Below are 12,053 nucleotides of genomic sequence, written 5' to 3'. Positions count from 1 at the left end.
ACCGGGTGGTGGTTACTGGTTGGCCTTGCCGACCGCGGCGACGGCTTCCTTGGCGGCGGGCACGGCGAGCTCCAGGAGGTCGCTGGGGTCGGGGGCGTCGGCGCCTGCCAGGCCCGCGCCGTTGTAGTTGACGGTGACCACGACGTTGGCGGTGCGGGCGACCACCGTCTGGTTCTTGGAGACGCTGCCGTCCTTCTTCAGGTCGTACGTGATCCAGGCCGACTCGTCGCCGGCGCCGTCGACCGCGCCGGTCTTGACGTTCTCGGCGCCCTGGGTGGCCTTGGCCGTGTCGACCTGCTTCCGGTAGAAGTCGGTGGCGCGCTTCTCGCCGGTGCCCGCGGTCGGGTCGGAGTCGTAGCGCTGGAAGCCGACGTCCAGCCAGCGGTACTGGGTGCCGTCCACGCCCTTGTCCTCGGAGCTCTTCCAGGCGCAGTAGCCGCGGGCCATGGCGTTGGCGGACTTGCCCTGCTCGCCGTCCGCGTTCTCGGTCTTGGGCACCAGCTTCTTGATCGTGTCCTTGGACAGGGACTGGCAGGGGTTGGGCAGCTTCTTCATCTTGGCTGGCTTGACGCTGGGCGAGGCGCTGGCGCTGCCGCCGCTCTTGCCGGGCGAGGCGGACTTCGAGGCGCCGCCCTGGTCCTTCTTGCCGGAGTCGTCGGAGGAGCAGCCGGCGACGAGCATCACCGGTACGGCTGCGCAGGCGAGGAGGCTGGCGAGGCGCTTGGCTGAACGGTGCATGGTTCCTTCGCTGTTCGTCGTCGTTCGGCGCGTCGGTAGGACGCCGTCGGGTACCGCGTGCGGTACGTCCTTCGGGGCGCGCGGCGGCGTTGCCACGCGGGGGCTCGGGGGCTCACGGTACGCGGCACGGCACGGGCGGAGGGCGATTCGTGACGTTACTCGCCGGACGAACCGGACTATTCGTTGAAGTGGTCGGTCAGCTCCTGGGCCAGTGCCTGGGCCTTGTCCTGGAGGTCCTTGCTGTCCGGCAGCGCCGCCTTGTCGGTCGACCACTGGTCGTACGTGATGGTCACGATCACGTTCGAGGAGCGGAAGACGACCGTGACGTCGCGGTGCACGCCGCTGTCCGCGGTGATCAGCTTGTCGTTGAGGAAGGCGGCGTCGCCGAGGCCGTCCAGGACGCGCGGTGCGGTGCCGGCGCCGGGCGTGGAGCTCGGGTCGTCGCTCGGCGAGCCCGTGGGCGGGACGGGGGAGCCCGAGACCGCGGGGGACGCCTTGCCGCCGTCCGTGCCCTTGCCGCCCTCCTTGTCGTCCGCCGCGCCGGAGCCGGCGTCGCCGGGCGTCTTGGCGGACGGCGGCGGGGAGGAGGTGCCGGGTCCCGCTGGCAGCTTGGCGGCCAGTTCCTTCTTGGCGTAGACGCTCTGCGCCTTGTCGTCGTCGCTGACGGCGGGGTCGTAGGAGACCACCCGCTCGAAGTCGAGGCTGAGGTGGCGGGTGCCTTCGGGGGCCTCGCGCTTCCAGCGGCAGCCGACGCGCCGGTCCGTGTCGTACGTGATGTCGGCGGTGCCCGCGTAGACCTTCTCGGCGTCCTGGGGTTGCTCCGTGGCGCTGGGCGGGAGCATCTTGCGCAGGGTGTTCTTGGAGGGGAGGCGGCAGGGTTCGGGGAGCGTCTTGTATTTGCCGGGCTCGGCGGACTGCGCCATGGCGGCCGAGTCGCCGCTCTTGGTGTCGTCGGCGGTGCGGCCGGAGCCGGAGCTCCCGGAGCAGGCGGTGAGGGTGGCGGCCAGCGTGGCCGCGGTCACCAGCGCGGCACCCGGTACGAACGACCTTCGCTGCACCGTACCCGGCTCCTTCCGTGGGGAAATCTGGTTGCTGCGGCCTGACGGCAGATGAACACAATGTCTACCGCACGTTCTGCCGCACACGCCGGTTCCCTGTCCTTGATCAGGTCGCTTGTCCGGCTTTTGCTTTTTATGGATTTTCGGGGGAATGAGGAAGTCATGTCGTATACCGAAGTACCCGGGGCCAAGGTTCCGATCCGGATGTGGACGGACCCGTCCACGGTCGAGGGCGCGGCCATGCAGCAGCTGCACAACGTCGCCACCCTGCCATGGATCAAGGGCCTGGCCGTGATGCCTGACGTGCACTACGGCAAGGGTGCGACGGTCGGCTCGGTGATCGCCATGCACGGGGCGGTCTGCCCGGCGGCCGTCGGTGTCGACATCGGCTGCGGGATGAGCGCCGTGAAGACCTCGCTCACCGCCAACGATCTTCCCGGCGACCTGTCCCGCCTCCGCTCCAAGATCGAGGAGGCCATTCCGGTCGGGCGGGCGATGCACGACGACCCGGTGGACCCGGGCCGCCTGCACGGCCTGCCGACGAGCGGCTGGGACGACTTCTGGAGCCGCTTCGGCGGGGTGGCGGAAGCGGTCAGGTTCCGTGAGGAGCGTGCCGTCAAGCAGATGGGCTCGCTCGGCGGTGGCAACCACTTCATCGAGTTCTGCCTCGACGAGGCCGGCTCGGTCTGGTTGATGCTGCACTCCGGCTCCCGCAACATCGGCAAGGAGCTGGCCGACTTCCACATCGGCCAGGCGCAGAAGCTGCCGCACAACCAGGGCCTGGTCGACCGGGACCTCGCCGTCTTCATCGCGGACACCCCGCAGATGGCGGCGTACCGCAACGACCTCTTCTGGGCCCAGGAGTACGCCAAGCACAACCGCGCGATCATGATGGCCCTCTTCCAGGATGTCGTCCGCAAGGAGTTCAAGAAGGCCAGGCCGGTGTTCGAGCCGGTCATCTCCTGCCACCACAACTACGTGGCGGAGGAGCGGTACGACGGCATGGACCTGCTCGTGACGCGCAAGGGCGCCATCCGCGCCGGGAGCGGTGAGTACGGCATCATCCCGGGCTCGATGGGCACCGGTTCGTACATCGTCAAGGGCCTCGGCAACGCCGCGTCCTTCAACTCGGCCTCGCACGGCGCCGGCCGGAAGATGAGCCGCAACGCCGCGAAGAAGCGTTTCTCGACGCGGGACCTGGAGGAGCAGACCCGGGGTGTGGAGTGCCGCAAGGACTCCGGCGTGGTGGACGAGATCCCGGGCGCGTACAAGCCCATCGAGAAGGTCATCGACCAGCAGCGGGACCTGGTGGAGGTCGTGGCCAAGCTCAAGCAGGTGGTGTGTGTGAAGGGCTGATCACGCGCGCCCCCGGGCCAGGGCCCCGGACCGGTTTCCCCGGTCCGGGGCCCTGGCGTTCACAGGGTGATCAGTGCCCGTACGGGCCTGCTGGTGTCCGCCAGGGGGCGGACGGCCAGGCGTACGAGGGCCAGCGCGTTGTCGTCGCCCGCGGTGCGGTTGGTGCTCAGCTCACCGCAGGCCAGGCACTGGTGGACCAGCAGCCATTCGCCGTTCTGGCGGGTGGTCAGGCACAGCGCCCGCATCCGGCCGCCGCACTCCGCCGACCGGTCGCCCGGGACGCGGCGGTCCACGTGGCGGCTGGTCAGGCAGTGCGGGCAGTGGTTGCGGTGCGCGGTGCCCGGTGCGGCCAAAGGCACTTCCAGGCGGCAGCCCAGACAGCGGAACGCGTCTCCCGGCGTGCCGCCGGGGCCGTGCAGGACGTCCTTGGGCCGCTGGGCGCGGCGCCGTTGGCCGGGGTTGCTGCGTCGTGGCATGTCGTCGCTCCCCGCCCTACAGGTCGCCGAACGCTTCGAGCGGGAACGGCGGCTGGGCCAGCGGCCGGACCGCCATCCGCATCAGGATCAGCTGGTTGTCGTCCGGTGAGACGGGGTTGGAGGTCAGCTCGTCGCAGCGGGTGCACCGGTGGACGACCATCCAGTCGTTGTTGCGGAGCACCGCTATGGCGATGGGCGACATCCGCGACCGGCACGCGGAAGGGGCGTGCTCGACCGCGTCCCACACGTGCTGGGAGTGCAGGCAGCTGGGGCAGTGGTTGCGGCGGCTGCCGTCGGGGGCGAGCGTGGTGACGGTCAGACCGCACCGGACGCAGGTGAAGGTGTCGGTGCGGGGGAGCGGGCTGGAACTGCTGGAACTGTGGGATTTGTTGGAACCGTTGGAGCTGTTGGACAGCACTCGGGGACTCCTTGCCGGAAAGCGTGGTTGCGATGGCGGCGGGAGCAGGCCGAGCGGCCTCGGTCGTCAGGGCGGCGGACGGCGTCCGGTGAAAAAGAGGTTCAGCGGCGGGTTTCGTCCGCGCGGTGGTGAGGCGCGCTCAGCGCCGGCCGGGGCATAATCACTGCTTTCCAGGGCGGGGCCCGAGAGGTTCACGTGCGATGGCGTACAGCACGGTACGGGCGGACGCCGGTGGTGCGCCAACGATTATTCGGGACCGCGGCCCTTACCGCTCCCACAGTCCTTACCGCTCCTGCAAGCTCTTACGGCTCCCGCCGGGCCGACCGCATGAGCCGTTCGGCGAACCCGGCCACCAGGTCCCGGAGCTCGTCGGGCCGCTCGACGGCGAACGGCAGGTCCAGTGACGCGAGCACGGCGGGCAGCCAGTCGAGCCGTTCGGCGCGCAGCTCGACGCGGCACCAGTGCCCGGGGTCCGCGCCCGCGCTTTCCCCGGCCGGCGGCTCCGTCACGACGGCGAGGGCCGCGGGCAGCCGGGAGCGGATCTGCTCGGCCGTCCCCAGGACGCGCAGCACCACCTCGTGCCGGTACGGGGCGGTGGCGAGGCCGGTCAGGACGCGTTCCGCCGGGCCGGGGCCCTCGGGCGGTTCGAACGAGCCGGGCAGGGGCCGCGCGTCGGTGATGCGGTCCAGCCGGAAGGTCCGGTGCTCGCCGATCGCGGGGTCGGCTCCCGTCACGTACCACCTGCCCGAGTGGGCGACGAGCCCGTACGGGTGCAGGGTGCGTTCGCTGCGGCGCCCGTCGGCGGCGGTGTACCGGATGGAGACCGGCCGGTGGTGGCGTACCGCGTCGGCGACCGGGAGCAGGACCGCGGCCTTCGGGGCGGCCTCTTCGCCGGACGGTGCCGTGAAGGCGAGGGAGCCGAGTACCGCGTCGAGCCGGCGGCCGAGCCGGGCCGGCAGCACCCGCCGGATCTTGGCGGCCGCCGTCTCGCCCGCCGTGCCCGCGGTCGTCGTCAGGCCGGTCCGCCGCCCCGCGACCAGGCCGAGCAGCACGGCCAGCGCCTCGTCGTCGCTCAGCATGAGCGGGGGCATGCGGTAGCCGGGGGCGAGCCGGTAGCCGCCGTAGCGGCCGCGTACCGACTCGACGGGCACGTCGAGGTCGACGAGGTGGTCGGCGTACCGGCGCACCGTGCGCTCGTCGACGCCGAGCCGGTCGGCGAGTTCGGCCACGGTCCTGACGTCGCCCACCTGGAGGAGTTCCAGCAGGGTGAGGACGCGTGCGATGGGTCGGGTCATGGGAACCAGTCTCCCCGCGATACCGGGCGGGTTCTGTCCGGTATCGCTCGTAGCCTCTGGTCAGCAGCACCGACCGACCAGGAGAAAACCCATGGACTTCGTCTCGATCCGCGTCATCACCGAGGATGTCGCCCGCCTCGTCGCCTTCTACGAGCGCGCCACCGGAGTGCGGGCGAGCTGGTCCACCGAGGACTTCGCCGAGCTGCGGACCGCTTCGGCCACCCTCGCGATCGGCAGCACCCGTACCGTCCCGCTGTTCGCGCCCGGCTCCGCACGCCCGGCCGACAACCGCAGCGTCATCCTGGAATTCCTCGTGGACGACGTCGACGGCGTGTACCGGAACCTGAAGAGCTTCGTCACGGACTTCGTCAACGAGCCCACCACGATGCCCTGGGGCAACCGCGCGCTCCTGTTCCGCGACCCCGACGGCAACCTCGTCAACTTCTTCACCCCGGTCACCGCGGCCGCCGTCGAGAAGTTCGCGCGCTGATACGGCCCGCGCGACGGCGGTCCCGGCCGCGGCGGCCCGGCTCCCGCGGCCTCAGGAGGCCCGGTGCACCTTGGTGTTGGACGCCTGGGCGCGGGGGCGGACGACGAGGAGGTCGACGTTGACGTGGGCCGGGCGGGTGACGGCCCAGCCGATGGTGTCGGCGACGTCGTCGGCGGTGAGCGGCTCGGCGACGCCCTCGTACACCTTGGCCGCCTTGGCGGTGTCGCCGCGGAAGCGGGTGGTGGCGAACTCGTCCGTCTTGACCATGCCGGGCGCGATCTCGATGACGCGGACGGGCTCGCCGCACAGCTCCAGCCGGAGCGTCTCGGCGATGACGTGCGCGCCGTGCTTGGCGGCGACGTAGCCGCCGCCGCCCTCGTAGGTGCCGTGGCCCGCGGTCGAGGAGACGATCACGACGGTGCCGTCGCCCGAGGCGGTCAGGGCCGGCAGCAGGGCCTGGGTGACGTTGAGGACGCCGAGGACGTTGACCTCGTACATCGTGCGCCAGTCGGCCGGGTCGCCGGTCGCGACGGGGTCGGCGCCGAGAGCGCCGCCCGCGTTGTTGACGAGGACGTCCACGGAGCCGTGGCGCTCCCGGAGGTGGGCGGCGAAGGCGTCGACGGCCGCGCGGTCGGTGACGTCGAGGGGGTGGGCCTCGGCGTCGGGCAGTTCGGCGGCCAGTTCCGCTATGCGGTCCTTGCGGCGGGCGGCGAGCACCACGCGGTAGCCCTCGGCGGCCAGCCGGCGGGCGGTCGCGGCGCCGATGCCGCTGCTCGCTCCGGTGACGACGGCGGTACGGGCGGCGGGTACGGCGGTCATGAAGCGGCTCCTCGGGCGCGGCGGGCTGCGGGCTCGGTGGTACGTGTACGCAGGATATGCGGGTCAGCGGCCCCGCGGCGCGTACATGATCACGGCCATGCCGGCGAGGCAGACCAGCGCGCCGAGCACGTCCCAGCGGTCCGGGCGGTAGCCGTCCGCGATCATGCCCCAGGCCAGCGAGCCCGCGACGAAGACGCCGCCGTACGCGGCGAGGATGCGGCCGAAGTCGGCGTCGGGCTGGAGCGTGGCGACGAACCCGTACACGCCGAGGGCGAGCACCCCGGCGCCGATCCACACCCAGCCGCGGTGCTCGCGTACGCCCTGCCAGACGAGCCAGGCGCCGCCGATCTCGAAGAGGGCGGCGAGGAGGAAGAGGGCGGCGGAGCGGAGGGTGAGCATGTGACCAGCGTAAGGACGGGTGCGGCGGACGGGCCGGGCGTGGCGGTCCGGGGCCGTTGTCAGTGCCGTGTGAGAGCTTCGAGACATGCTCATCGAACGCGCATACGTGGATTTCTCCGCGGAAGAGGCGGCGGAGGCCGGGGAGAGCTGGCCCTGGACGGTTCCCTGCGTGCGCCGGTTGGTCGCGGACGGGCTGAAATTCGGCGCGCCGGTCACCTTTCTCGTGGGGGAGAACGGCTCCGGAAAGTCGACACTGGCCGAAGCCCTGGCGGAGGGCTTCGGCCTCGATTCGTACGGTGGCGCAGCCGGTTACAAGTACGCGAGCTCGCGCGCGCCCTCCGAGCTGGGCAGCGCCATCCGCTTCGACCCGACGATGGCGGGCCGCCGGATGCTGCGCGGGCCGCGCACCCGCCGGCGCGGGTTCTTCCTGCGGGCCGAGACCGCGTTCGACGCGCTGGGCAGGGCGGGCCTGTCGGGCGTGCCGGAGGAGATGAGCCACGGCGAGGGCTTCCTGATGGCGTTCAGGGAGCGGTTCCGCCAGCCGGGCCTGTACGTGATGGACGAGCCCGAGGCCGCCCTGTCCTTCTCCTCGTGCCTGGAACTGGCCGGGCTGATGCACGAGCTGAGCCGTACCGGCGCCCAGATCGTCTGTGCCACCCACTCGCCGCTGCTCACCGCGCTGCCCGGCGCGGAGATAATCGAGGTCGGTGAGCACGGCATGCGCTCGGTGGCCTGGGACGAGCTGGCCCTCGTCGACCACTGGCGCCGCTATCTCACCGACCCGCGGGCCTATTTGCGGCACATCGTCGGCTGACCCGGCGGGCGGCGCCGTATACGGCCGGTGAGGTTGTCCGGAAGCGGGGATTGACGGGAAAGGCGGGCGCACGAACAACCCCGGCCGGATGAACGGCGAACCACTGGCCAAAAATCGTACGGTGCGTCACATGCCCAGGCGGGCCCCCTTGTCACGGCGTAGATGGGTCCCTAGATTCCCCTTTTAACCGGGGGGCGACAGACCGGTCGGCGGGTGCGGACGGCGCGGGAAAGCGCGGTTTTCCGTTGATCGGTACACAACCGGTGGACCACCTCGAATTCCCCGCGGCACTTCCGGCGTACGCGATGTACCCGGTGCGCCCGGTGAATGCGCGGGCGGATTCACCGGGCACCGCGCGGCGGCCGCACATTCTTCGGTGGCGGGCGGCGGTAACCGGGCAGCTGCGGGATCCGGTTTCGCCGCCAGGCCCGGCAAGCGTCCGTCCGCCCGGCCCGGGGACGGCCGGGTGCACAGGACGGCGTGGGCCCGTCCCCCGTTCATGGCCGGGGGACGGGCCCACGCGGGCCGCACCGGGAGCGCTTCCGCGCGGTGTTCACGCCGCGGCGGCGCTCAGGGCGTCGGCGCCGCGGCCGGTGGCGCTGCCCGCGCCCGTCCAGCAGGCGAGCGCGCAGCGCAGGGCCTCGGCGCGTACGTCCGGGTCGGCCGCGTCGGTGGCCCAGGCGATGTAGCCGTCGGGCCGTACGAGGAGCGCGGTCCGCCGGTCGCTGTCCCACGAGGCCCGTACGAGCCGCGAACCGGTGCCGTCCGTGCCCGCCGCCGGAGCCTCGTCCGCCGGTGTGACGAGCACGAACCCGCCGCCGCGCAGCGCCTCGTACAGGCGGGTGCCGCCGGCCAGCCGCAGGTCGGGGGCGCGCTTGCCCGCGAGCGGATGGGCGCCGCGCCCGGCCTTGTACGCGATGCCCACGCCGCTGATCGACAGCATCGCCCGGTCCGCGAGCGGCGGCACCGAGTTCAGCAGCCGGGCGAGCGTCGCGCGAAGCGCCCGCTGCGGCTTGCTGCGCAGCTGCGCCAGCCGGATGACGGCGCCGCTGCTGCGCAGCACCATCTTGCCGACCGGGTGGCGTTCGGCGTGGTAGCTGTCCAGCAGGCTGTCGGCCGCGTCGCCGCGCAGCACCGCGGCCAGCTTCCAGCCGAGGTTGGCGGCGTCCTGGAGTCCGGTGTTCATGCCCTGGCCGCCGGCCGGGGAGTGGACGTGCGCGGCGTCGCCGGCGAGGAAGGCGCGGCCGACGCGGTACCGGGGGACCTGGCGCTCGTCGCTGTGGAAGCGGGACGTCCAGCGGACCTCGCCCAGGCCGTAGTCGCTGCCGAGCGCGAGGCGCATGTACTCGCGGAGTTCGTCGGCCTCGACGGGGGTGTCCTCGGGGACCCGGCGGCGCTGGTCCCAGCCGATGACGCGGTACCAGCCGTCGCCGAAGTTGCTGATGAGCGCGAAGGCGTCGTCGGTGGCGTTGGCGACGAGCGGGACGTCGGGCCGCTCGTCGAGCCGTACGTCGGCGAGCACGACGGAGTCCACCACGGTCCGGCCGGGGAAGGGCAGGCCGAGGGACTGGCGGACGGTGCTGCGCACGCCGTCCGTGCCGACGAGGTAGGCCGCGCGGTACGTCGTGGCGGCCCCGTCCTCCTCCTGTACGCGGACGTCGACGCCGTCGGCGTCCTGCTCCAGGCCGGTCACACGGGCCCCGTACCGGAAGGTGACGCCGGCCTGCCGCGCGCGCCGCTCCAGCAGCGCTTCGACCTCGTACTGCGGGGTGATCAGCACGAACGGGAAGCGGGAAGGCAGCCGGGACGGCTGCATGTCGGCGGCGGCGAAGAGCCGCAGGCGCGCCAGCGGGTGGCCGGTCGCGACGAGTTCGTCGGCGAGGCCGCGGGCGTCGAGCTGTTCGAGGCTGCGGGCGTGCACGGCCATCGCACGGGTGAGGTTGCTGATTCCGGGGGCGCGGCGCTCCAGCAGCGTGACGCGCAGTCCGGCGACGGCGAGGTCGCCGGCGAGCAGCAGTCCGGTGGGGCCGGCGCCGACGACGATGACGTCGCTGCTCGCGGTGGTGCGTGGGGAGTCCTGGTCGTTGGTGTTGCCGGGCTTGCGGGTCATGGCCGCCTCCTATGCCAACGCGTGTTGGTCAACGCATGTTGGTCAACGCTTGTTGGCAACGATAGGCCCGGCTTCCTGGCAAGTCAACGGGCGTTGGCCTACAGTCGCGGGCATGGTCGACACCGCCCCCGCCGAGCCCCAGGACCGCCCCCGCCGCTCCGACGCCACCCGCGCCGCGATCCTCGACGCCGCCCGCGACCGCTTCGCCGCCGACGGCTACGAGCGCGCCACCATCCGCGCCATCGCCCGGGACGCCGGCATCGACCCCTCGATGGTCATGCGCTACTACGGCAACAAGGCGGGCCTGTTCGCGGCCGCCTCCGAGATAGACCTGCGGCTGCCCGACCTGTCGGCCGTGCCGCGCGACCAGCGCGGCGAGCAGCTCGTACGGCACTTCCTCGCCCGCTGGGAGCACGACGAGGCGCTGACCGGGATGGTGCGCGTCGCCGTCACCAACGAAGCCGGCGCCGAGCGGCTGCTCGGCGTCTTCACCGGGCAGATCAAACCGGCGCTCGCCGCCATCTGCCCGGTACCGGAAGAGCTCGACTCCCGCGCGGCACTGATCGGCTCCCAGCTGGTCGGCATGGGCCTGCTGCGCTACATCCTGATCCTGCCGCCCGCCGCCGCCCTCCCCCGCGAAGAGGTCGTCGCCTGGCTGGCCCCCACCATCCAGCGCTACCTGACCGCCGAACACCCGTAACCGGCGGGGCACCTGGGCGATCTCCCGGACGCGGCCGCCCCGCCGCGCCTACGGTGAGGACCGTACCCGCGAGGGAACGGGAAGGAGACCCATGCCCCGGCACACTTCCGCGACGCCGCCCTCTCCCGAGGCACTCGTCGAGCTCTACGGGCTGGAACCACTGCCCAGGGAAGGCGGACGCTACCGGCGCACCTGGGCGGGCCCCGAGCGCGCCGACGGACGGCCGGAAGGCTCCGCGATCGTCGTACTGCTCACCGGCGAGCCCGGCGACTACAGCGCGCTGCACCGCCTGCCCACCGACGAGGTCTGGCACTTCTACCTCGGCGACCCGCTCACGCTCCTCCTCCTGGAACCGGACGGCGGCTCCCGCACGGTCGTCCTCGGCCCGCACGTCCTGGACGGCCAGCACATCCAGTTCACGGTCCCCGCCGGCACGTGGATGGCCGCCGAAGTCGCCGACGGCGGCGCCTGGTCGCTCTTCGGCTGCACCATGGCGCCGGGCTTCACCTTCGGCGGATACGAGCACGGGGACGCCGCCGCACTGGCCGCGCGCTACCCCCGGGAGGCGGCGCGGATCACCGCGCTGAGCCGCCCGTGAGCGCGCCCTCCGGCCACCCCGGCCTGCCGTCCCTCGCGGGCCAGGTGGCCCTGGTGACCGGCGCGGGCGGCTGCCTCGGCACCGGCATCGCCCTGCGCTTCGCCGCCGCGGGCGCCGCCGTCGTCGCCCACTACCGTACGAACGCCACCGCCGCCCGCGCACTCGTCGCGCGCATCGAGGAACAGGGCGGCAGCGCGCTGGCGGTGAGCGCCGACCTGTCGGCCGAGGAGGAGTGCCACCGGCTGGTGCGTACGGCGGCGGACTGGCACGGCCGGCTCACCGCCCTGGTCAACTGCGCGGGCGTGCAGCCCGACCAGGACCTGGCGTCCATGACCGTCGCCGACTGGCGGGCGGTCAACGACACCAACGTCCTGAGCACCTTCGCCTGCACCCAGGCCGCCGCCGCGGTGATGCGGGAGGGCGGCGGCGGGTCGGTCACCCACATCGCCTCCATCCAGGCACACCAGCCCGCCGAGGACCACGCGCACTACTGCGCCTCCAAGGCGGCCGTCGTGATGCACGCCCGCTCGGCCGCGCTGGAGTACGGGCCCGACGGCATCCGCGTCAACAGCGTCTCGCCCGGACTGGTCGACCGCGAAGGGCTGGAGGAGGCGTGGCCCGACGGCGTGCGCCGCTACCGCAGGGCCGCCCCGGCCGGACGGCTCGGCCGCCCCGAGGACGTCGGCGACGCGTGCGTCTTCCTCGCCTCGCCCATGGCTTCCTGGGTGACGGGCCAGGACCTGGTGGTGGACGGCGGGGTGTCGGCCCGGCCCACCTGGTGA

General features: G+C 72.6%; 14 protein-coding genes. 6 read left to right on the top strand and 8 right to left on the bottom strand.

Going from position 1 to position 12,053, the window contains the following annotated elements; translation table 11 throughout:
- Nucleotides 1-12 precede the first annotated feature (12 nt).
- Together ACH4OW_RS20650 and ACH4OW_RS20645 are read right to left on the bottom strand one after the other, a co-directional pair.
- On the bottom strand, nt 13-738 hold the full coding sequence (locus ACH4OW_RS20650) for a DUF3558 family protein (protein WP_360124893.1): 726 nt from the start codon (nt 736-738) through the stop codon (nt 13-15).
- A 176-nt stretch (nt 739-914) separates the two neighbouring features.
- Nucleotides 915-1,796, bottom strand: a complete 882-nt coding sequence (locus ACH4OW_RS20645) for a hypothetical protein (protein WP_398029427.1) — start codon at nt 1,794-1,796, stop codon at nt 915-917.
- 162 nt (nt 1,797-1,958) lie between these two features.
- Here ACH4OW_RS20645 and ACH4OW_RS20640 point away from each other — a divergent pair, with 162 nt between their 5' ends.
- Nucleotides 1,959-3,152 carry an RtcB family protein gene (locus ACH4OW_RS20640; RefSeq protein ID WP_360124887.1) on the top strand — a complete coding sequence of 398 codons (1,194 nt, stop codon included), beginning with the start codon at nt 1,959-1,961 and terminating at the stop codon, nt 3,150-3,152.
- Nucleotides 3,153-3,211: 59 nt separating this feature from the next.
- On the opposite strand, the gene ACH4OW_RS20635 is transcribed toward ACH4OW_RS20640, so the two are convergent.
- The 3 genes from ACH4OW_RS20635 to ACH4OW_RS20625 all read right to left on the bottom strand — a co-directional run bounded on the left by ACH4OW_RS20635 (nt 3,212) and on the right by ACH4OW_RS20625 (nt 5,341).
- On the bottom strand, nt 3,212-3,628 hold the full coding sequence (locus ACH4OW_RS20635; RefSeq protein WP_398029425.1) for an RNHCP domain-containing protein: 417 nt from the start codon (nt 3,626-3,628) through the stop codon (nt 3,212-3,214).
- Nucleotides 3,629-3,644: 16 nt separating this feature from the next.
- Nucleotides 3,645-4,043 (bottom strand): RNHCP domain-containing protein, encoded by a 399-nt coding sequence (locus ACH4OW_RS20630; protein WP_398029506.1) that lies wholly within the window; start codon nt 4,041-4,043, stop codon nt 3,645-3,647.
- A 305-nt stretch (nt 4,044-4,348) separates the two neighbouring features.
- A complete protein-coding gene (locus tag ACH4OW_RS20625) occupies nt 4,349-5,341 on the bottom strand; it encodes a helix-turn-helix transcriptional regulator (RefSeq protein WP_398029423.1) in 993 nt (330 codons plus the stop codon).
- A gap of 91 nt (nt 5,342-5,432) precedes the next feature.
- Between ACH4OW_RS20625 and ACH4OW_RS20620 the strand changes: the two genes are divergently transcribed.
- On the top strand, nt 5,433-5,831 hold the full coding sequence (locus ACH4OW_RS20620; protein ID WP_360124875.1) for a VOC family protein: 399 nt from the start codon (nt 5,433-5,435) through the stop codon (nt 5,829-5,831).
- A 51-nt stretch (nt 5,832-5,882) separates the two neighbouring features.
- Here the strand turns inward: ACH4OW_RS20620 and ACH4OW_RS20615 are convergent, their stop codons facing one another.
- Complete coding sequence (locus tag ACH4OW_RS20615) at nt 5,883-6,650, bottom strand: SDR family NAD(P)-dependent oxidoreductase (protein WP_398029421.1); 768 nt, start codon at nt 6,648-6,650, stop codon at nt 5,883-5,885.
- A 63-nt stretch (nt 6,651-6,713) separates the two neighbouring features.
- Nucleotides 6,714-7,049 (bottom strand): YnfA family protein, encoded by a 336-nt coding sequence (locus ACH4OW_RS20610; RefSeq protein ID WP_398029419.1) that lies wholly within the window; start codon nt 7,047-7,049, stop codon nt 6,714-6,716.
- Between the two features lie 85 nt (nt 7,050-7,134).
- On the opposite strand from ACH4OW_RS20610, the gene ACH4OW_RS20605 reads away from it, so the two are divergent.
- Nucleotides 7,135-7,863 carry an AAA family ATPase gene (locus ACH4OW_RS20605; protein WP_398029417.1) on the top strand — a complete coding sequence of 243 codons (729 nt, stop codon included), beginning with the start codon at nt 7,135-7,137 and terminating at the stop codon, nt 7,861-7,863.
- Between the two features lie 553 nt (nt 7,864-8,416).
- Here ACH4OW_RS20605 and ACH4OW_RS20600 read toward each other — a convergent pair.
- Nucleotides 8,417-9,973, bottom strand: coding sequence for an FAD-dependent monooxygenase (locus tag ACH4OW_RS20600; RefSeq protein ID WP_398029415.1), 1,557 nt, complete (start codon nt 9,971-9,973; stop codon nt 8,417-8,419).
- A 112-nt stretch (nt 9,974-10,085) separates the two neighbouring features.
- On the opposite strand from ACH4OW_RS20600, the gene ACH4OW_RS20595 reads away from it, so the two are divergent.
- From ACH4OW_RS20595 to ACH4OW_RS20585, 3 genes are all read left to right on the top strand, one after another.
- Complete coding sequence (locus ACH4OW_RS20595; RefSeq protein ID WP_360124860.1) at nt 10,086-10,673, top strand: TetR family transcriptional regulator; 588 nt, start codon at nt 10,086-10,088, stop codon at nt 10,671-10,673.
- 91 nt (nt 10,674-10,764) lie between these two features.
- The gene (locus ACH4OW_RS20590) at nt 10,765-11,271 is read left to right on the top strand and encodes a cupin domain-containing protein (protein ID WP_360124857.1); all 507 of its coding nucleotides are present in this window, start codon (nt 10,765-10,767) and stop codon (nt 11,269-11,271) included.
- The gene (locus ACH4OW_RS20585) at nt 11,268-12,053 is read left to right on the top strand and encodes an SDR family NAD(P)-dependent oxidoreductase (RefSeq protein WP_398029412.1); all 786 of its coding nucleotides are present in this window, start codon (nt 11,268-11,270) and stop codon (nt 12,051-12,053) included. The genes ACH4OW_RS20590 and ACH4OW_RS20585 overlap by 4 nt, the downstream gene beginning before the upstream one ends.

The organism is Streptomyces sp. NPDC017056, from assembly GCF_044332485.1.
Lineage (GTDB): Bacteria > Actinomycetota > Actinomycetes > Streptomycetales > Streptomycetaceae > Streptomyces.
Note: the sequence above shows the minus strand (reverse complement) of the source record. Positions and strands in the feature narration are given on the sequence as shown.

Excerpts from the sequence above, each read along its gene's own strand:
- ACH4OW_RS20650 (WP_360124893.1), bottom strand. The coding sequence starts at position 738 with ATGCACCGTTCAGCCAAGCGCCTCGCCAGCCTCCTCGCCTGCGCAGCC.
- ACH4OW_RS20640 (WP_360124887.1), top strand. The coding sequence starts at position 1,959 with ATGTCGTATACCGAAGTACCCGGGGCCAAGGTTCCGATCCGGATGTGG.
- ACH4OW_RS20635 (WP_398029425.1), bottom strand. The coding sequence starts at position 3,628 with ATGCCACGACGCAGCAACCCCGGCCAACGGCGCCGCGCCCAGCGGCCC.
- ACH4OW_RS20625 (WP_398029423.1), bottom strand. The coding sequence starts at position 5,341 with ATGACCCGACCCATCGCACGCGTCCTCACCCTGCTGGAACTCCTCCAG.
- ACH4OW_RS20620 (WP_360124875.1), top strand. The coding sequence starts at position 5,433 with ATGGACTTCGTCTCGATCCGCGTCATCACCGAGGATGTCGCCCGCCTC.
- ACH4OW_RS20615 (WP_398029421.1), bottom strand. The coding sequence starts at position 6,650 with ATGACCGCCGTACCCGCCGCCCGTACCGCCGTCGTCACCGGAGCGAGC.
- ACH4OW_RS20610 (WP_398029419.1), bottom strand. The coding sequence starts at position 7,049 with ATGCTCACCCTCCGCTCCGCCGCCCTCTTCCTCCTCGCCGCCCTCTTC.
- ACH4OW_RS20605 (WP_398029417.1), top strand. The coding sequence starts at position 7,135 with ATGCTCATCGAACGCGCATACGTGGATTTCTCCGCGGAAGAGGCGGCG.
- ACH4OW_RS20600 (WP_398029415.1), bottom strand. The coding sequence starts at position 9,973 with ATGACCCGCAAGCCCGGCAACACCAACGACCAGGACTCCCCACGCACC.
- ACH4OW_RS20595 (WP_360124860.1), top strand. The coding sequence starts at position 10,086 with ATGGTCGACACCGCCCCCGCCGAGCCCCAGGACCGCCCCCGCCGCTCC.
- ACH4OW_RS20590 (WP_360124857.1), top strand. The coding sequence starts at position 10,765 with ATGCCCCGGCACACTTCCGCGACGCCGCCCTCTCCCGAGGCACTCGTC.